16 protein-coding genes and 1 pseudogene are annotated in these 20,411 nt (G+C 42.2%); 16 read left to right on the forward strand and 1 reads right to left on the reverse strand.

All coding sequences use genetic code 11. From position 1 onward, the window contains the following. Nucleotides 1-2: 2 nt before the first annotated feature. The 11 genes from QM873_RS05225 to QM873_RS05275 all read left to right on the forward strand — a co-directional run bounded on the left by QM873_RS05225 (nucleotide 3) and on the right by QM873_RS05275 (nucleotide 15,547). Entirely contained in the window at nucleotides 3-689 is a 687-nt protein-coding gene (locus QM873_RS05225) for an amino acid ABC transporter permease (protein ID WP_414278946.1), read from the forward strand. 19 nt (nucleotides 690-708) lie between these two features. Beyond that, the gene (locus tag QM873_RS05230) at nucleotides 709-1,473 is read left to right on the forward strand and encodes an amino acid ABC transporter ATP-binding protein (protein WP_006595036.1); all 765 of its coding nucleotides are present in this window, start codon (nucleotides 709-711) and stop codon (nucleotides 1,471-1,473) included. Between the two features lie 359 nt (nucleotides 1,474-1,832). Further along, nucleotides 1,833-3,938, forward strand: a complete 2,106-nt coding sequence (locus QM873_RS05235; RefSeq protein WP_342992155.1) for an ATP-dependent Clp protease ATP-binding subunit — start codon at nucleotides 1,833-1,835, stop codon at nucleotides 3,936-3,938. Nucleotides 3,939-4,229: 291 nt separating this feature from the next. Further along, nucleotides 4,230-4,475 carry a hypothetical protein gene (locus QM873_RS05240; RefSeq protein ID WP_023022151.1) on the forward strand — a complete coding sequence of 82 codons (246 nt, stop codon included), beginning with the start codon at nucleotides 4,230-4,232 and terminating at the stop codon, nucleotides 4,473-4,475. 189 nt (nucleotides 4,476-4,664) lie between these two features. Next, nucleotides 4,665-4,994, forward strand: a complete 330-nt coding sequence (gene yajC, locus QM873_RS05245; RefSeq protein ID WP_006595033.1) for a preprotein translocase subunit YajC — start codon at nucleotides 4,665-4,667, stop codon at nucleotides 4,992-4,994. A gap of 132 nt (nucleotides 4,995-5,126) precedes the next feature. After that, entirely contained in the window at nucleotides 5,127-5,876 is a 750-nt protein-coding gene (locus QM873_RS05250) for an isoprenyl transferase (protein ID WP_120701294.1), read from the forward strand. Nucleotides 5,877-5,887: 11 nt separating this feature from the next. Further along, nucleotides 5,888-6,691, forward strand: coding sequence for a phosphatidate cytidylyltransferase (locus tag QM873_RS05255; RefSeq protein WP_023027645.1), 804 nt, complete (start codon nucleotides 5,888-5,890; stop codon nucleotides 6,689-6,691). Between the two features lie 41 nt (nucleotides 6,692-6,732). Then, nucleotides 6,733-7,992, forward strand: a complete 1,260-nt coding sequence (gene rseP / locus QM873_RS05260) for an RIP metalloprotease RseP (RefSeq protein WP_023022155.1) — start codon at nucleotides 6,733-6,735, stop codon at nucleotides 7,990-7,992. A 17-nt stretch (nucleotides 7,993-8,009) separates the two neighbouring features. After that, nucleotides 8,010-9,860, forward strand: a complete 1,851-nt coding sequence (locus QM873_RS05265) for a proline--tRNA ligase (protein WP_414278947.1) — start codon at nucleotides 8,010-8,012, stop codon at nucleotides 9,858-9,860. A gap of 142 nt (nucleotides 9,861-10,002) precedes the next feature. After that, nucleotides 10,003-14,394 (forward strand): PolC-type DNA polymerase III, encoded by a 4,392-nt coding sequence (locus QM873_RS05270; RefSeq protein ID WP_414278948.1) that lies wholly within the window; start codon nucleotides 10,003-10,005, stop codon nucleotides 14,392-14,394. A 289-nt stretch (nucleotides 14,395-14,683) separates the two neighbouring features. After that, a complete protein-coding gene (locus tag QM873_RS05275; RefSeq protein ID WP_123159777.1) occupies nucleotides 14,684-15,547 on the forward strand; it encodes a helix-turn-helix domain-containing protein in 864 nt (287 codons plus the stop codon). Between the two features lie 9 nt (nucleotides 15,548-15,556). On the opposite strand, the gene QM873_RS05280 is transcribed toward QM873_RS05275, so the two are convergent. Further along, nucleotides 15,557-17,140 carry an ATP-binding cassette domain-containing protein gene (locus tag QM873_RS05280; RefSeq protein ID WP_023022159.1) on the reverse strand — a complete coding sequence of 528 codons (1,584 nt, stop codon included), beginning with the start codon at nucleotides 17,138-17,140 and terminating at the stop codon, nucleotides 15,557-15,559. Between the two features lie 192 nt (nucleotides 17,141-17,332). On the opposite strand from QM873_RS05280, the gene QM873_RS05285 reads away from it, so the two are divergent. From QM873_RS05285 to QM873_RS05305, 5 genes and pseudogenes are all read left to right on the forward strand, one after another. Then, nucleotides 17,333-17,596 carry a type II toxin-antitoxin system RelB/DinJ family antitoxin gene (locus tag QM873_RS05285; RefSeq protein WP_023022160.1) on the forward strand — a complete coding sequence of 88 codons (264 nt, stop codon included), beginning with the start codon at nucleotides 17,333-17,335 and terminating at the stop codon, nucleotides 17,594-17,596. After that, nucleotides 17,589-17,867, forward strand: a complete 279-nt coding sequence (locus QM873_RS05290) for a type II toxin-antitoxin system RelE/ParE family toxin (RefSeq protein WP_023022161.1) — start codon at nucleotides 17,589-17,591, stop codon at nucleotides 17,865-17,867. The genes QM873_RS05285 and QM873_RS05290 overlap by 8 nt, the downstream gene beginning before the upstream one ends. A 37-nt stretch (nucleotides 17,868-17,904) precedes the next feature. Further along, entirely contained in the window at nucleotides 17,905-18,582 is a 678-nt protein-coding gene (locus QM873_RS05295; protein ID WP_414278949.1) for a hypothetical protein, read from the forward strand. A 15-nt stretch (nucleotides 18,583-18,597) separates the two neighbouring features. Further along, entirely contained in the window at nucleotides 18,598-18,747 is a 150-nt protein-coding gene (locus tag QM873_RS05300) for a hypothetical protein (protein WP_414278950.1), read from the forward strand. Between the two features lie 18 nt (nucleotides 18,748-18,765). After that, nucleotides 18,766-20,006, forward strand: a pseudogene (locus QM873_RS05305) (aminopeptidase). The last annotated feature ends 405 nt before the right edge of the window (nucleotides 20,007-20,411 follow it).

Here is a 20,411-nt window from a genome sequence, read left to right on the forward strand (position 1 = left end):
TTATGGATTTCAATTTTATTAGTAAAACATTTCTAGCCACCTTGGGTGGTGTTCCAGTGACCCTTCTGATCATGGTCGTGTCGATTCTCTTGAGTTTTTTTCCAGCCCTCTTTTTGGCGCTGGGTCAGATCTATAAGGTCAAAGGGGTTCGCAGTTTCTCAGTGGTTTACTTGGCTTTTATTCGCGCGACGCCTCCGATTCTCTTGATTCTCTTCTTTTATAGTCTCTTTCCCAGCCTCTTAAATAGCTTTTTTAAGAGCATGGGCAGTCACTTTAATGTCTTTGAGATCAATCCCATTTACTATGCCTTTATCATCTTTAGCTTGATGACAACAGGAAGTCTAGCTGAAATTCTACGGTCAGCCATTCTGACGGTGGATAAGGGTCAGTTAGAAGCAGCGCAAGCCATCGGTTTGACCAATCGCCAAGCCTATATCCGAATTGTTTTTCCACAAGCCCTGCGTGCAGCCCTGCCCAATCTGTGTAACCTGGTCATCAACTTGGTCAAAGGAACCTCCCTTGTCTTTGTCATGACCATCAAGGATATCACCGCCATTGCCAAGGTCGAAGCCTCTTATGGCTATCAATATTTTGAATCCTATTTAGTGATTTTTATTCTTTATATTGTCATTTGTGGGGTGATTCAGTGGGGATTCAACCTCTTAGAAAAACGCCTGACACTCGCATAGAAGAAGGAGAAATGAGAAGATGTTAGAAGTAGAACACGTATCGAAAAAATTTAAGGACCACCAAGTCTTGGTAGATGTTAATCTCAAGGTCAACCAAGGGGATGTCGTCGTTATTTTGGGTCCATCTGGATCAGGAAAAACAACCTTCCTTCGCTGCCTCAATCACTTGGAAAAGGCAGACACAGGCCGTTTGACTTTGGGTGGAAAAGAGTATGATCTCTCAAAGCTCAGCAAAAAAGAAATTCTAGAAATCCGCCAAAAGACAGCCTTTGTCTTCCAGCATTACAATCTCTTTGCTAATAAAACAGCGATTGAAAATATCTTAGAGGGCCTGATTGTGGCTCGGAAGATTCCAAAAGAAGAAGCCATCCAACGGGCAGAATCCGCCCTTGAAAAAGTCGGCCTCCTCGCTTATAAGGATTACTATCCTTCTCAATTGTCAGGTGGTCAGCAGCAACGGATCGGGATTGCGCGTGCCATCGCAGTGAAACCCGACGTGATCTTGCTGGATGAGCCAACTTCAGCGCTAGACCCAGAATTGGTCGGGGACGTCTTAGATGTCATGAAGCAATTGGCTCAAGAAGGCGTAACCATGGTTGTCGTAACCCATGAGATGGGCTTCGCGCGTGATGTGGCCAACCACGTCATCTTTATGGATGGCGGGCACATCATCGAAGAAAATGAACCGCATGAATTCTTCAACAGTCCAAAAGAAGAACGAACCAAACAATTCCTTTCACGGATTCTATCCGACGCCACCTACAGCGTCGAATACATGATTTGATAAGAGGCACACCCTGGTAAGGGTGTGTTTTTTTGCTTCGGAAAAATTTTTTTAAAAAATGTAAAAAATTATGTAAAAAAGTGTTGACAAAAAACCCAGTCTGCTTTATAATAATTTATGTAAACAAAAAGAGGTTGAGAAAATCTCAAAAGTTTACAGGATCAATAGTGGAAAGGAGATGGTGAAATGCTATTTCCAAAATATAGAAAACTAATTGATAAAAGAAGAAATACAAGATCCTAGCCCTCGAGGCTATTCATTTAAAAGTAAAATAAAATTATGTAAAAAACGTAAAGTAGCCAAATTGGCTACTCATTTTCAAGAATAAATTAAAATTATGTAAACTAGAGGTAACAACTATGAATAACAACTTTAACAATATGGATGATCTTTTCAATCAACTAATGGGAAACATGGGTGGTTTTCGTTCTGAAAGCCGTCGCTATATGATCAACGGTCGTGAAGTGACACCGGAAGAATTCGCTATTTACCGTCAAACTGGACAACTTCCAACTGAAGGAAGCGAGCAAGTGCAACACCATCAAGGTAAAGGCATGAAACAAGATGGGATCCTTGCAAAACTTGGTCGTAACTTGACTGAAGAAGCTCGTGAAGGAAAATTGGATCCAGTTATTGGACGTAATAAAGAAATTCAAGAAACTTCTGAAATTCTTTCTCGCCGTACTAAGAACAATCCTGTTCTTGTTGGTGATGCTGGTGTTGGTAAAACAGCCGTTGTAGAAGGATTGGCCCAAGCTATCGTGAATGGGGATGTCCCAGCTGCTATCAAGAACAAAGAAATCATCTCCATTGATATTTCTGGTCTAGAAGCTGGTACACAATACCGTGGTAGCTTTGAAGAAAATATTCAAAACTTGGTCAACGAAGTTAAAGAAGCTGGAAACATTATCCTCTTCTTTGACGAAATCCACCAAATCCTTGGTGCAGGTAGCACAGGGGATGGTCAAGGATCTAAAGGTCTTGCGGATATCTTGAAACCAGCTCTTTCACGTGGGGAATTGACCGTGATTGGGGCAACCACTCAAGATGAATACCGCAACACCATCTTGAAAAACGCAGCTCTTGCACGTCGTTTCAACGAAGTCAAGGTTAATGCTCCATCTGCTGAAGATACCTTCAAGATCCTCCAAGGAATCCGTGAATTGTATCAACAACACCACAATGTGGTCTTGCCTGATGAAGTCTTGAAAGCGGCAGTTGATTATTCTGTTCAATACATTCCACAACGTAGCTTGCCTGATAAGGCCATCGACTTGGTCGATGTGACAGCTGCTCACTTGGCAGCACAACACCCAGTGACAGATGTCCATGCTGTGGAACATGAAATTGAAGAAGAAAAAGCGAAACAAGAAGTTGCAGCTGCTAAAGAAGATTACGAAGCAGCCCTTAATGCAAAAATTCGGATCGAAGAACTTGAAAAACAAATTGCAAACCATACAGAAGATCACAAGGTGACGGCAACTGTCAATGACGTAGCAGAGTCTGTCGAACGGATGACTGGTATTCCAGTATCACAAATGGGTGCAACTGATATCGAACGCTTGAAAGATATGGGTCACCGTTTGCAAACCAAGGTTATTGGTCAAGACAAGGCTGTTGAAGCCGTTGCCAAAGCGATCCGTCGGAACCGTGCAGGCTTTGACGAAGGAAACCGCCCAATCGGTAGCTTCCTCTTCGTAGGTCCTACTGGTGTCGGTAAGACTGAGTTGGCTAAACAATTGGCCCTTGATATGTTTGGTACTAAAGATGCCATCATCCGTTTGGACATGTCAGAATACAGCGACCGTACAGCCGTGTCTAAATTGATCGGTACAACTGCCGGTTATGTCGGTTACGACGACAACAACAATACCTTGACAGAACGTGTTCGCCGTAATCCATACTCTATCGTCCTTCTTGACGAGATTGAAAAGGCGGATCCTCAAGTGATCACCCTTCTCCTTCAAGTATTGGATGATGGTCGTTTGACTGACGGTCAAGGAAACACTGTCAACTTCAAGAATACCGTAATCATCGCTACTTCAAATGCTGGCTTTGGGTACGAAGCCAACTTGACAGAAGATGCGGACAAACCAGAACTCATGGATCGTTTGAAACCATTCTTCCGTCCAGAATTCTTGAATCGCTTTAACGCAGTGATCGAATTCTCACACTTGAGCAAGGAAGACCTTTCTAAGATTGTTGACTTGATGTTAGTAGAAGTGAACAAAACTATTGCTAAGAAAGACATCGACTTGACAGTGAGCGATGCGGCCAAAGAATACATGACCGAAGAAGGCTATGATGAAGTCATGGGCGTACGTCCACTCCGTCGGGTGGTTGAACAACAAATCCGTGACAAGGTGACCGACTTCCACTTGGATCACCTTGAGGCTAAACACTTGCTAGCAGATATGGAAGATGGAGAATTGGTTATTAAAGAGAATACAAACTCAGAAGAATAACTAGGACATCTAGCACCATAACCGAGAGAAAATCAGTTTAAAAAAGAAGGCTAAGAAGAAATTCTTAGCCTTTTTTATGTCAACAAAAGAAAAATATATAAGGTATAGTTTTATCGTTTTTTTTCCCAGAAAGTGAAAAATGATAAAAAATAGGTATGTTTTTTCATGAATTGATGCTAAATACAGCATGAAAATGCCTTAGAAAGCTTCTGTAAGCAAGAATTTCATATAAATGAACAAATAAATTATATAATATATAAAAGACTAAATTTAAGGGGATAGGATGATTTTATGAAAAATCCAATTGATATTTATTCGACAAAAGATTATAAGAAAGTTGAAGCTGTCGTTCAATTGATGGTGGATGGAAAGGTGACAAGTTATAGAGTAGCAACTGAGACAGATATTAGTAAGATGAGTCTAGCTACCTTGACAAAAGGAACCAGTAAAATTAAAAACATTACCTATCAAACAGCCATGTTGTTGATTGAATGGTATGATAAAAATCATGAAAAATATGGAATCACAATCGATTAGCAAAAACCTATTTTTTATGGTTTTTTCTTTTTCTAAAAAAAAGGAATCACTAGGAAAGCTGTCTGGATCGAATAGTGAGCAGACCATCTCCATCTACCGACTTATTTTTTGAAAATCAGGGGTTCATATTGAAAATCCCTATAAAATTTGCTATAGTAGAGCATATATGATTTAAAAAGGAGAAATGGTATGCAAAGTGGTACAACCTTGCTATTTATGCTTGCGCTAATGGTCGGAATGATGTTCTTCATGAGCCGTAGCCAAAAGAAACAATACCAAAAACGGATGGAAAGCTTGAACAAGCTTCAAAAAGGGTATGAAGTGATTACCATCGGTGGTTTGTATGGAACAGTTGATGAAGTAGACACTGAACGTAAAACCGTTGTCTTGGACGTGGATGGCGTATACCTCACATTTGAATTGACAGCTATTAAAACAGTTTTGCCAGTTTCAGAAGGAGTGACAGCTGGTGCAGTTGAAGGCGCTGGTGACTCAGATTCTATCATCGACGGTGAATAATAAGAAAGAGCGATCAAAGGGTCGCTTTTTTCATTTTTAGCTTGATGCCCCCTAGAAAAGGGGCTAGACTGCCAATTTAAGCGGATTTATGATATAATGAAGCGATAAAAGCAGTGAAATAGGTAGAAAAACATGTTTCGTTTTAAAAAGAAAGAAAAATTAAGTGTTCCCTTAGAAGTGCCCAAGCACATTGGAATCATCATGGATGGGAACGGTCGTTGGGCCAAAAAACGGATGCAACCTCGTGTCTTTGGCCACAAAGCCGGCATGGAGGCTCTGCAAGAAGTAACCATCGCAGCCAAGGAGATGGGAGTGCAAGCCCTAACGGTCTATGCTTTCTCAACGGAAAACTGGACACGTCCTCAACAGGAAGTGAGCTTTATCATGAATCTTCCAGTTGAATTTTACGATCGTTTTGTTCCAGAACTTCATAGAAATAATGTGAAGATCCAGATGATTGGCGAGGTTTCTCGTCTTCCGAAGGAAACCTTAGAGGCTCTGGAAAAGGCAGAGACGTTAACCCACTCCAATACAGGCTTGATTTTGAATTTTGCCTTGAACTATGGAGGACGGGCGGAACTGACCCAAGCAGTCAAACAAATCGCCCAGGAAGTTCTCGATGCGCACTTAAATCCGGGTGACATTTCAGAAGAGACCATTGCCAATTATTTGTATACCAGTAGTCTACCCAAGGACTTGCGAGATCCTGATCTGATTATTCGGACCAGTGGCGAGCTTCGCTTGAGCAACTTTTTACCTTGGCAAGCAGCCTATAGTGAGCTTTACTTTACCGATGTGATGTGGCCTGACTTTGGAGAAAAGGCCTTGCATGAAGCAATAGAAGAATACAGCCATCGTCATCGACGTTTTGGTGGTGTATAGGAGAGAAATAGATGAGAAAAGATTTACAGAAGCGAGTGATTTTTGGAGGAATCGCCCTAGCATTCTTTATCCCAGTTGTTCTTATGGGAGGCCTTGTGTTCCAGATTGTAGTGGGACTTATCGCTATGTTGGGTGTTCATGAATTGTTGAAGATGAAAGGTCTGCAGACTGAAACCATCGAAGGAGCCTTGGCCATGCTAGCAGCTCTTGTGTTGGCGTTGCCTTTAGAGAGTTACCTTCCCTTCTTACCAGCGGGTGGCAATTTCATCGCCTATGGCCTTTTGGTCTTATTATTGATGGGAACGACTGTCTTGGCGCAAGGCTACACCTATGACGAGGTTGTCTATCCGATTGCTTCAAGTTTTTATGTTGGCTTTGGTTTCCATGCTTTGATTCAAGCACGCTTAGCAGGTGTAGATAAGATTCTCTTGGCCCTCTTTATTGTTTGGGCTACGGATTCAGGAGCCTACTTTATTGGGAGCCAGTTCGGTAAGAAAAAACTCTTGCCAAGAGTATCACCTAACAAGACTGTTGAAGGAAGTCTAGGCGGGATTGCTTGTGCTGTCGTTGTGACGATGATCTTTATGATGCTAGATCGTACCGTTGCAGGCTCTTACGGTTGGGTGACCATGATTCTCTTTACCATTCTTTTCAGTATAGCAGCTCAGTTTGGTGACCTAGTCGAAAGTGCCATCAAGCGCCATTTTGGAGTGAAAGACTCTGGCCGTTTTATTCCTGGTCACGGTGGTGTCTTGGATCGATTTGATAGCTTGATTTTTGTTTTCCCACTGATGCTATTCTTTGGTCTGTTTTAAACAGAAATCATCCTATCATCAGATAAAACGAAGGAGCGTGTATGCAATTTATTGCCTTTATTATCATTTTTGGCGTCATTGTCCTGGTACATGAGTTCGGCCATTTCTATTTTGCAAAGAAATCAGGCATCCTTGTTCGCGAGTTTGCGATTGGGATGGGGCCCAAGATTTTTGCCCATGTAGGCAAAGACGGAACAGCCTATACTATTCGAATCCTTCCATTGGGGGGCTATGTCCGAATGGCAGGCTGGGGCGAAGATACAACAGAGATTAAGACAGGAACGCCTGTCAGTCTAACTTTGAACCCTGAGGGAACAGTTGTTCGGATCAACCTTTCTGGGAAAAATATCGATCAGACAGCTCTTCCCATGAATGTCACAGATTTTGATTTTGAGGATAAACTTCAAATTACAGGAATCGTTATCGAAGAGACCAAAACTTATCCTGTCCACCATGATGCAACCATCGTTGAGGAAGATGGGACAGAAGTACGGATTGCTCCTCTGGATGTGCAGTATCAAAACGCTAGTATCTGGGGACGCCTGATGACCAACTTTGCTGGTCCAATGAACAACTTTATCTTAAGTATTGTCGTGTACTCTCTCCTTGCCTTTATGCAGGGAGGTGCAGTGGACTACTATAGCAACCATGTTCAGGTCGTTCCCCAAGGAGTGGTGGCTAAGGCTGGTTTGAAAGACAATGACCAGATCGTTCAAATCAATGAATACAAGGTCTCCAACTGGGATGAGTTGACAGATTCTGTCCAGAAGGCGACCCGTAACCAAGGAAAAAATCCAGAAGTAACGATTACCTATGAACGAGACGGGAAAACTCAAAAAGTGACGGTTCAACCAGAAGAAGATGGGGGACGGTATTATATCGGTGTGACCAATGCTGTCAAGACAGGCTTCCTAGATAAGCTTTTCTCAGGTGTGACAGATACTTGGTACACAGCAACTCGTATTTTGACGGCCTTGAAGGATATCATCTTCCACTTTAGTTTGAACAAGTTGGGTGGTCCGGTAGCAATCTACAAAGCTAGTTCGCAAGCTGCGGAGCTAGGACTTCCAGCGATCTTATCTTTGATGGCCATGCTGTCTATTAATATCGGAATCTTTAACTTGATTCCTATTCCGGCTTTGGATGGTGGGAAAATCTTGATCAATCTGATCGAGCTTGTTCGTAGAAAACCTCTTAAACAGGAGGTAGAAACCTACTTGACCCTTGCTGGAGTGGCGGTCATGGTTATCTTGATGATTGCTGTGACTTGGAATGATATCATGAAATTATTTTTGAAATAGAAAAGGAATGAATCTGAATGAAACAAAGTAAAATGCTTATTCCAACACTTCGCGAAATGCCAAGTGATGCGCAGGTCATCAGCCACGCTTTGATGCTACGTGCTGGTTATGTTCGTCAAGTATCAGCAGGTGTCTACTCTTACCTACCACTTGCCAACCGTGTAATCGAAAAAGCTAAGAAGATCATGCGTCAGGAATTTGATAAGATTGGTGCCGTTGAGATGTTGGCTCCGGCCCTTCTCAGCGCTGACCTTTGGCGCGAATCTGGCCGTTATGAAACTTACGGGGAAGACTTGTACAAATTGAAAAATCGTGAGAAGTCAGACTTTATCTTGGGGCCAACTCACGAAGAAACTTTCACAGCTATTGTCCGTGATTCGGTCAAGTCTTACAAGCAGTTGCCACTGAATCTCTACCAAATCCAACCCAAGTACCGTGATGAAAAACGTCCACGGAATGGACTTCTTCGGACCCGTGAGTTCATCATGAAAGATGGTTATAGCTTCCACGCTAACTACGATAGCTTGGATGTGACCTATGATGACTACAAGGCAGCCTATGAGCGTATCTTCACTCGTAGTGGTTTGGACTTCAAAGCTATCATCGGTGACGGTGGAGCTATGGGCGGTAAGGATAGCCAAGAATTTATGGCCATCACTCCTTCACGTACAGACCTTGACCGTTGGGTGGTCTTAGACAAGTCAGTCGCATCATTTGATGAGATTCCTGCAGAAGTGCAAGAAGAAATCAAGGCAGAATTGCTCAAATGGATGGTTTCTGGTGAAGATACGATTGCCTACTCAAGTGAGTCAAGATATGCAGCTAACTTGGAAATGGCGACAAACGCCTACAAACCAAGCAACCGTGTTGTGACGGAAGAAGAAGTGGCTCGTGTGGAAACACCAGGTGTCAAATCAATTGATGAAGTAGCTGCCTTCTTGAATATCTATGAAGACCAAACAATCAAGACCTTGGTTTATATTGCAGACCAAGAGCCAGTTGTAGCTCTATTGGTTGGCAACGACCAACTCAATGAAGTCAAGTTGAAAAACCACCTTGGAGCAGACTTCTTGGAACCTGCAACTGAGGCAGAAGTGAAAGAATTGTTGGGAGCTGACTTTGGTTCTCTTGGTCCAGTCAATCTTCCAGAAACTGTCAAAATTATTGCAGATCGCAAAGTGCAAGATAGCCGCAATGCTGTTGTGGGTGCTAACCAAGATGGTTACCACTTGACGGGTGTCAACCCAGGTCGTGACTTTACTGCCGAATATGTGGATATCCGTGAAGTGCGTGAGGGTGAAATCTCTCCAGATGGACAAGGTGTTCTCAACTTTGCGCGTGGGATCGAGATTGGTCACATCTTCAAACTTGGTACTCGCTACTCAGCAAGTATGGGTGCAGATGTCTTGGATGAAAATGGCCGTGCTGTGCCAATCATCATGGGCTGCTATGGTATCGGTGTGAGTCGTCTCCTTTCAGCAGTCATGGAACAACACGCTCGCCTCTTCGTTAATAAGACACCAAAAGGTGAATACCGTTACGCTTGGGGAATCAACTTCCCTAAAGAATTGGCGCCGTTTGATGTGCATTTGATTCCAGTAAATGTCAAAGACGAAGCCTCTCTTGAATTGACTAGCAAGATCGAAGACCAATTGGTCAAGGCTGGCTACGAAGTCTTGGTGGATGACCGTAACGAACGTGCAGGTGTTAAATTTAGCGATAGTGACTTGATTGGTTTGCCAATCCGCATCACTGTTGGGAAGAAAGCAGCTGACGGTATCGTAGAAGTGAAAATCAAAGCTTCAGGAGACACGATTGAAGTGCATGCAGACAACCTGCTTGAAACCCTTTCAATTTTAAATAAATAAGCAATAGTAGAAGGCTAGGATGCTCAACACCCTAGCCTTCTTTTTTGTAAGCTGAGCCAGCTAGACGAAAGGACCTTCTGACAGTCGAAAAGTTAGGCGAAATATGATAAAATAAAGGCTAGTAATTCGTCAGGGAGAAATCATGTCAACTAGCTTTGAAATCTTAATGAATCAGTTAGGGATGCCTTTGGAAATGCGTGAATCAGGCGCTTTTGAAGGGGCTGAAATCCAAGAGGTCATCGTCCATAAGCTCAGTCGTGTTTGGGAATTTCGTTTTGTTTTTGCCGAAATTCTTCCCATCACGATTTTTCGGGAGCTCAAAAACCGCTTGGCTGAGGAGTTTTCAAAGACAGGCAATCGAGCGGTGTTTGAGATTCAGGTAAAGAATCCAACTTTTAGTGAGGACCTCTTGCAAGCCTATTACCAGGAAGCTTTTGAAGATGGTCCCTGTGCGAGCCAGGGCTTTAAGAGCATGTATCAACACTTGCAGGTTCGTGCACAGGGAGAAGAGCTGATCATTAGTGGCCCTTCATCTGTGGATACGGAGCATCACCGGAAAAACCATCTGCCAAATCTTGCTAGTCAATTGACCAAGTTTGGTTTTCCTCATTTTCAGTGTCGGGTAGAAGCTGATGACCAGTTGACAGAAGAACTCCAACAGGCCTTCGAAGCTGAGAAGGATCAAATCTTCCAAGCAGCCAACGAAGAAACTTTGCGGGCTATGGAGTCCTTGTCTCAAATGGCTCCTCCACCAGCGGAGGAAAAACCAGCCTTTGATTTCAAAGCCAAAAAGGCTGCGGCCAAGCCCAAGCTGGATAAGGCAGAAATCACTCCTATGATTGATATCACGACAGAAGAGAACCGCATCGTTTTTGAAGGGGTAGTCTTTGATGTCGAGCAAAAGGTGACTCGGACAGGTCGGGTTTTGATCAATTTCAAGATGACCGACTATACCTCTAGTTTTTCGCTCCAGAAATGGGCTAAAAATGAAGAAGAAGCTCAGAAGTTTGATATGATCAAGAAAAACTCTTGGTTACGGGTTCGTGGGAACATCGAGGTCAATAACTTTACACGAGATTTGACCATGAATGTTCAAGATGTTCAAGAAGTGGTCCACTATGAGCGTAAGGATCTGATGCCAGAAGGCGAGCGTCGGGTCGAGTTCCATGCCCATACCAATATGTCGACCATGGATGCCCTACCTGAGGTAGAGGAGTTGGTCGCAAAAGCAGCCAAATGGGGGCACAAGGCTCTTGCCATTACCGATCATGGCAATGTGCAGTCCTTCCCTCATGGTTACAAGGCAGCTAAAAAAGCTGGTATCCAACTCATCTATGGGATGGAAGCCAATATCGTTGAAGACCGTGTACCGATTACCTACAATGAAGTCGATCTAGACCTTCATGAAGCGACCTATGTGGTTTTTGACGTGGAAACGACAGGACTCTCAGCAATTTACAATGATCTGATTCAGGTTGCCGCGTCTAAAATGCACAAGGGCAATATCATTGCTGAATTTGATGAGTTTATCAATCCAGGGCACCCCATTTCCGCCTTTACAACGGATCTGACAGGCATTACCGATGACCATGTTCGCAATGCCAAACCTTTGAAACAGGTCTTGGAGGAGTTCCAGGAATTCTGCAAGGATGCGGTTTTGGTTGCCCACAATGCCACTTTTGACGTGGGCTTCATGAATGCCAACTATGAGCGTCATGGCCTTCCCAAAATCACCCAGCCAGTAATTGATACGTTAGAGTTTGCTCGGAACCTTTATCCAGAGTACAAGCGTCATGGTTTGGGCCCCTTGACCAAGCGGTTTGGGGTTGCCTTGGAACACCACCATATGGCCAACTATGATGCGGAAGCGACGGGCCGCCTGCTCTTTATCTTTATCAAGGATGTAGCAGAAAAGCATGGCGTGACTAATCTTGCTAAGCTGAATTTGGATTTGATTAGTCCGGATTCCTACAAAAAGGCTCGGGTCAAACACGCAACCATCTATGTCAAGAACCAGACGGGCTTGAAAAACATGTTCAAATTGGTCTCCCTTTCCAATACCCAATATTTTGAGGGAGTTCCTCGGATTCCGCGAACAGTTTTAGATGCCCACCGGGAAGGTTTAATCCTGGGAACGGCTTGTTCTGAAGGAGAAGTCTTTGACGCGGTCGTCTCTCAAGGAGTTGATGCGGCAGTGGAAGTGGCCAAGTATTATGACTTTATTGAGGTCATGCCTCCAGCCATCTATGCGCCCCTCATTGCCAAAGAGCAGGTCAAAGATATGGACGAGCTCCAGACCATCATCAAGAGCTTGATTGAGGTGGGAGATCGCCTTGGCAAGCCAGTCCTCGCGACAGGAAATGTCCACTACCTTGAGCCTGAGGAAGAGATCTATCGGGAAATCATTGTCCGCAGTCTCGGGCAAGGGGCCATGATTAACCGGACCATCGGCCATGGAGAAAACGCCCAACCAGCACCCCTACCAAAAGCCCATTTCCGTACAACCAATGAAATGCTGGATGAATTTGCCTTTCTAGGGGAAGACTTAGCACGAAAACTGGTCATTGAAAACACCAATGCTCTGGCAGAAATCTTTGAACCTGTCGAAGTGGTTAAGGGGGACCTCTATACCCCATTTATCGACAAGGCCGAAGAAACGGTTGCCGAATTGACCTATCAGAAGGCCTTTGAAATCTATGGGAATCCGCTACCTGATATTGTTGATTTACGGATTGAAAAAGAATTGACCTCTATTTTAGGGAATGGCTTCGCCGTGATCTATCTGGCTTCCCAACTCTTGGTGCACCGTTCCAATGAACGGGGCTACTTGGTTGGTTCCCGGGGATCTGTTGGATCCAGTTTCGTTGCGACCATGATCGGGATTACCGAGGTTAATCCGCTCTCTCCTCACTATGTCTGCGGGGAGTGTAAATACAGTGAGTTTATCACGGATGGTTCTTATGGTTCAGGATTTGATATGCCCAATAAGGACTGTCCAAACTGTGGTCACCAACTCAGTAAAAACGGTCAAGACATTCCTTTCGAGACCTTCCTTGGTTTTGATGGGGACAAGGTACCCGATATCGATTTGAACTTCTCAGGGGAAGATCAGCCGAGTGCCCACTTGGATGTCCGTGATATTTTTGGAGAAGAATATGCCTTCCGGGCAGGAACAGTAGGTACAGTTGCAGCCAAGACCGCCTATGGGTTTGTTAAAGGCTATGAGCGGGACTACGGCAAGTATTACCGGGATGCAGAGGTGGAACGGCTAGCCCAGGGAGCAGCTGGGGTTAAACGGACGACCGGTCAGCACCCAGGGGGAATCGTTGTTATCCCTAACTATATGGATGTCTATGACTTCACCCCTGTGCAGTACCCAGCAGATGATGTGACAGCCGAATGGCAGACCACTCACTTTAACTTCCACGATATCGATGAGAACGTCCTTAAACTCGATGTCCTGGGACATGATGATCCGACTATGATTCGCAAGCTCCAGGACTTATCAGGCATTGATCCAAACGATATCCCAATGGATGATCCTGGTGTCATGGCCCTCTTCTCAGGAACCGATATCTTAGGAGTCACACCGGAGCAAATCGGTACCTCGACTGGTATGCTGGGGATCCCAGAGTTTGGGACCAACTTTGTTCGGGGCATGGTCGATGAGACTCATCCGACGACCTTTGCCGAGTTGCTTCAGCTTTCTGGTCTGTCTCACGGTACCGACGTATGGTTGGGAAATGCCCAAGACTTGATCAAGGCGGGTATTGCTGACCTATCAACCGTTATCGGATGTCGGGATGACATCATGGTTTACCTCATGCACGCTGGCCTAGATCCAAAAATGGCCTTTACCATCATGGAGCGGGTGCGGAAAGGCATGTGGCTCAAGATTCCTGAAGAAGAGCGCAATGGCTATATCGAGGCCATGAAGGCTAACAGTGTACCTGAATGGTACATCGAATCTTGTGGGAAAATCAAGTACATGTTCCCCAAAGCCCATGCGGCAGCCTACGTTATGATGGCCTTGCGGGTAGCTTACTTTAAGGTTCATCATCCTCTCTACTATTACTGTGCTTACTTCTCAATCCGTGCCAAGGCCTTTGATATCAAGACCATGGGCGCAGGACTAGAAGCCGTGAAAGCGCGGATGAAGGAGATTGCTGAAAAACGCAAGAACAACGAAGCTTCCAACGTAGAAATTGACCTTTACACGACGCTTGAAATTGTCAATGAGATGTGGGAGCGAGGCTTCAAGTTTGGTAAGCTAGACCTCTATCGCAGTGATGCGACGGAATTCTTGATCGATGGAGACACCCTTATCCCACCATTTGTCGCCATGGATGGATTGGGAGAAAACGTAGCCAAGCAGATTGTGCGAGCTCGGAAAGAAGGAGAATTCCTATCCAAGACAGAACTCCGCAAACGTGGCGGTGTTTCCTCAACCTTGGTAGAAAAGATGGATGAGATGGGCATTCTCGGCAATATGCCAGAAGACAATCAGTTGAGTTTGTTTGATGATTTGTTTTAATTTAAAGTCAACTTGTTCAAATAAGCCGACTAAGTTTCATTTAATTAAGACTTAACAGTAAAACCAGTAGAGATGATTTTTTATGATTTTCATTTCTACTGGTTTTTAGATATGATAGAATATAAGTAAGTTTTTATCCAAAGACTAAAACTTTAGGAAGTTATATATTGAAATTATCAAAAATGATTGCTATAAATTACTAATAATGATACTCTCAAACAAGAGTAAGCTTAATGGAAGTAGTGTTTGCTATACCTTAATAACTTTTCGATATGGAATGGAGATAAGTATGATTTTAGGTGAAACTTATAGGAAAATAAGAGAAGAAAAGGGGATTTCTATTTCTTCATTAGCAGGTGCTGAAATTTCAAAATCTCAAATATCTAGATTTGAATTAGGAGAAACAGAGATTTCTGTCTTTAAGTTATTGTATCTTCTTGAAAGAATAGGAGTAACACTAGAAGAATTTCTGCTTATCTGTAATCATTATCAACCTTCGGATTTTAATACCTTAATAGCTTCTGTTAAACAGGCCGCATATAATGAAGATGCTCAAGCATTACTAGATATGGTAGAGAAAGAAATAGAACTTTTTCATGAGACAAATTCTCATTACCATAAATTAAATGCTATTTTCATCGAAAGTATTGTTTCGGGAATGGATAAGAATCATCAATTGAGTCGTCAAGATGCCTCTTATCTTACAAACTATTTATTTTCCGTTGAAAACTGGGGTTATTACGAAACGCTCATCCTTGGAAATTGCTGTCGTGTTCTATCTCCAGATTTATTATTTAGATATGCCAAAGAGGCGCTCAAAAAAGGGAAGTTGTATAGTCCTATACCTAGAAATAGACAATCTCTCATTCAACTACTTCTCAATTCTTTGATTATAATGATTGAGAACGACTTATATGAGGAATCTTTATTTTTAAAACAGGCTACGAAGAATATATTAGCGGATTCCACAGATTTTTTTGAACAAACTATTTTGCTATATTTAGATGGATATTTGGAACTGAAATTCTATCATAATCAAAAATCACTTTTAAAAATCAAAGAAGCTTTAAAAATTTTCGAACTCTTCAATAAAACAATCTACAAAAATTACAAACAATACTTTGAGAAACACATCATTCATTTAGTAGACTAGGCCATTTATCTATAAGGTAATAACGTGATCAAACTCTTCCAATATTTCTGGATTTTGATCATGAGTAATGACAATAACAATTGCATCTTTAATGGATAGAATGTAGTCCATTATTTCTTTTGCTTTTATTGGATCAAGGTTACTTGTAGGTTCGTCAAATATATAAACTGAATATGTTTTGACTAAAAACCTAGCTAAATCAATTCGTTGCTTTTCTCCTTCTGAAATGATTTTGTTTGATTGAGCTAGGTTTTTACGAAGGAAGTCTTCATTAAAACCTAAGGATTTTCTTAATTTTTCAGTTAAATGAAGGTTTCTAGCCAATTTGATATTCTCTAGAATATTGCCTTCAATTAGAAAGTCATTTTTTTGCACAAACGCAATATCTTTATATAACTCCTCTGAGGGCATATCAATATTCTGTTTTCCGTTGATTTTTATTTCTCCATCATAAAGATTTTTTGGATAATAATTTAGTATTAATTTTACTAAAGTTGTTTTCCCAGTTCCTGAAGCACCGATAATCGCATAGCGCTTGCCTTTTTTAAATTCATAGGAAAAATGATCAAATAATATTCTATTTTCAATTTCATAATATAATTGGCTAATAGAAATAGTCGAAATGTTATCACAATCAATTGTACTTGTTTTATGGAAAGTTCCATGATTTGTCTCATATAGATTTTCTTGGATATTATCAATAATGGACTTGCTACTGCTGATTAAATTTTTATTGTAAAGAATAGATTGTAATGGAGCAAAAACACCGTTTAATAATTGAATACTTGCTACTAGTAGTCCAATAGTCAGTAAGTTATTTCTTACAAAAAAGATACCAGCGACCATACAGGATAGTTGAGAGCCAAAACTTAGTAAAATTCCAGTAGTTGAAGCTAAGTCTTTTAAGAATTGATATGTCTTTCTGGACTCTTCAAATTCTAAACTGATTCCCTGAATTTTTTCTTGGGTCCAGCTTTGAATATTTAATAACTTAATTTGTTCAAAACCATTAATAAAGTTTGTCATTTTTGACAAATAGTGACTATTTTGTAGGGAATAATTATTAGTTGCTTTAGTCATTAACTTTCCAGGAATTTGAGATAGAAAAATCGTTATACTCGACAATAAAAGAAAGACTAATGCTAATCGCCATTCTATATAGATAATGGCAACAACACTCATGATAAGGGTCCCTAAATTTGCAATTAGAGAGATTCTAGGAATCAATAAATTTTCTTGAATAAGGTCACTATTTTTGGTGATATTATTTAAGAAATCTGAATGGTTACGGTTGTCAATTTGGTTAAATTCACGCGATAAATAATGTAATAAGAGACCCTTTTTTAGATCTATAATAACTTTTTTTACATATTGATTTTTAAGATAGGAATAAGAACAAGAGATAAAGAACCACAGTAAAATTAAACTTACACAAATAGTGATATGAAAGAGTAATCCACTATTTGAATTAGTTATACTATCAAGTATTCTTCCTAATTGAAGAGAGAAGAATGTCATTAAAAGAGCACTTGTCAAACTTAATAAAATAATCAAGAAATATAGTAATTTATATTGTTTCATAATCTGGTTCATATTTTTCACCTCTTAATCTATGATAGCAACATTATATTCTAAAACTAAAACTCAGGCTGAGATCTCCCATATTTGGGACATTAATTTTATTTCTTTACTATATTTTAGCTAACAGCTATCCATTGTATATCCAATGAGTTTACATTAGCCTTATTTTTTTGTTATAATAATCAATAGAAAGAAGGTGAGAATATGTCTAAGACGAGTATGAGTATTCGTTTGGATAGTGAGGTTAAGGAACAGGCTCAACAGGTTTTTAATCATTTAGGGATGGATATGACAACAGCCATCAACATTTTTCTCCGTCAGGCTATTCAATATCAGGGCTTACCTTTTGATGTTAGAATAGACGATAATCGGAAATTGCTTCAAGTAGTAACGGATGTAGATCAAAATCGGAATATGAGTCGGTCTTTTGAATCTGTCTCAGACTTGATGGAGGACTTGCGTGCTTAAGATTCGCTATCATAAACAGTTTAAAAAAGATTTTAAGTTGGCAATGAGGCGTGGATTGAAAGCAGATTTGTTAGAAGAAGTCTTGCATTTTCTGATTCAAGAAAAAGAACTTCCTGTCAGATATCGTGACCATCAACTGACCAACTCCAAGCATTTTCAAGGTGTTCGTGAGTGTCATATCCAGCCGGATTGGCTTTTGGTGTATAAAGTGGACAAGGATGAATTGATTTTAAACTTGCTGAGGACAGGAAGTCATAGTGATTTGTTTTGATGGATTCAAGGATCCTCGCTCGTTTTGAGGTTGGCTAATGATAGAAAAGAAAAAAAGAGCAACACCCTGGAAGTCAGGGAAAGTCATTTCCATTCGCCTACGGAATGGCGTCTATGTCTTAGCGCAAATGGTCCGAGAGCCCTATCTGGTATTTTTTAACCATTTTAAGGAGGAAAATAGTTGGAAGGGAGTGACCTTGAAAGAGGAGAATATTCTCTTTTGTAAAGCAGTCACTCGTCAGTTTCTACGCTATAGTCCTGTAACGATTGTCAAAGATCTTGAGCCTCTGTTAGATTATCGGCTACCTAAAGAATGGATTTACAGCCATATGGGAGGGCATCCGATTACGGTTTCGGTGAAGGGACGGGAGCGCCAAGTAGCTGGTTTTGGCCAACGGCTTTCCTTAGTTCAGGCGGATAAGGAAAGTGGCCTACCAGAGGATAATCCTCTGATGGGACTCTTCCAAGCCTATATCCTACCAGATATCAAAGAGCAAGAATGGGAGCGGGTAGGTCAGGCTGAGCTCATGTCGATTGAAGTCTTTCCGACGCTCAATGAACGTCTTTATCTCTGCTTTCTCCATGGGAAAAATGTGAATCCAGAGCTAGATATCTCTTTGGGAAAGCCCCTGCCCGATGATTATGAAACCTATATCGATATTCTTACCAACAGCCCAGAGGCACGACGCCTCTATCTAGGTGAGGAGGATGACTAAGAAAGGAATGGAACGATGAGGGTGAAAATTTTTGCAGAAGACAAACCTGCTCAAAAAACATTTAGCTATCAATTAGAGCTAGATACCGATACAATTTTAAAAGTCACTGCCTTGGTCTGCTCCACTGTCGTGTTAGCAAACCTCTTGTCACTCTTAAAGGATTAATATAGAAAAGGATTGAAAATGGTTTTACCAAATTTTAAAGAAAACTTAGAAAATACGCTAAATTGTTGGTTGCGAACGGAGTTAACGTGCAGCCTGGCCATACCTTGGCTTTGAACATCGATGTTGAGCAAAGAGAATTAGCCCACTTGATTGTGAAGGAAGCCTATGCCTTGGGGGCGCACGAAGTCATTGTCCAATGGGCCGACGACTTCACTAACCGGGAAAAATTCCTCCATGCCCCGATGGATCGCTTGGACAATGTACCTGACTACAAGATTGCAGAGATGAACTACCTCTTGGAACACAAGGCGAGTCGCTTGGGTGTGCGCTCGTCTGACCCAGGTGCTTTAAATGGTGTCGATGCAGAGAAGCTTTCTGCCTCTGCTAAGGCTTTGGGCATGGCCATGAAACCCATGCGCATCGCCACTCAGTCTAATAAGGTCAGCTGGACAGTTGCTGCTGCAGCAGGGTTAGAATGGGCGAAGAAGGTCTTCCCAAATGCGGCTAGCGATGAAGAAGCAGTGGATCTCCTGTGGGATCAAATCTTCAAGACCTGCCGGGTTTACGAAGAAGATCCAGTCAAGGCTTGGGAAGAGCATGCTGCTATTCTCAAGAGCAAGGCAGATACACTTAACAAAGAGCAATTCTCAGCCCTTCATTACACAGCGCCTGGAATAGATTTGACCCTTGGTTTACCGAAAAACCACGTTTGGGAATCAGCCGGAGCTATTAATGCCCAAGGCGAAGGATTCTTGCCAAATATGCCGACAGAAGAGGTCTTCACAGCTCCTGATTTCCGTCGCGCAGAAGGTTATGTCACTTCTACAAAACCGCTTAGCTACAATGGGAATATCATCGAAGGGATCAAAGTGACCTTTGAAAATGGAGAAATTGTAGATATTACAGCTGAAAAAGGCGATCAAGTCATGAAAGATTTGGTCTTCAAAAACAAGGGAGCGCGTGCTTTGGGTGAATGTGCACTCGTACCAGACCCAAGCCCAATTTCTCAATCAGGCATTACTTTCTTTAACACTCTTTTCGATGAAAATGCCTCTAACCACTTAGCCATCGGGGCAGCCTATGCAACTAGTGTAGAAGGTGGCGCAGAGTTTACAGAAGAAGAACTCGAAGCAGCAGGACTTAACCGCTCAGACGTCCACGTCGACTTTATGATCGGCTCAAGCCAAATGGATATCGACGGCATCCGAGAAGACGGCACCCGCGTCCCAGTATTCCGCAACGGAGATTGGGCAATATAGGGAGCAGGACAGAAATCGGTAGACGCAGTCTCGATTTCGTAGTCCTGCCCCCGCACAGTTGATTAGGAAGTACGAGTACCGTAGGTAGGAGTAGTTCCAATCAACCACTGCGCCGAGAGACAGAAATCGGTAGACGCAGTCTCGATTTCGTAGTTTTGCCCCCGCACAGTTGATTAGGAAGTACGAGTACCGCAGGTAGGAGTAGTTCCAATCAACCACTGCGCCGAGAGACAGAAATCAGTAACTCGAAGAGTTTGATTTCTTCCTCGCTTTTTTGGATTTAAGGCTCGGGCAAAAAAGGTCCACCGGACCTTTTTAGTACCCCCGTCCAGTTGCTTAGGAAGAGCCTTGCTTCGCAATCCCTATCTGCCACCTCAAAACAGTGTTTTGAGCAATCAACCACTG

Source organism: Streptococcus australis (assembly GCF_047463015.1).
In the GTDB taxonomy this organism is placed as follows: Bacteria; Bacillota; Bacilli; order Lactobacillales; family Streptococcaceae; genus Streptococcus; species Streptococcus australis_F.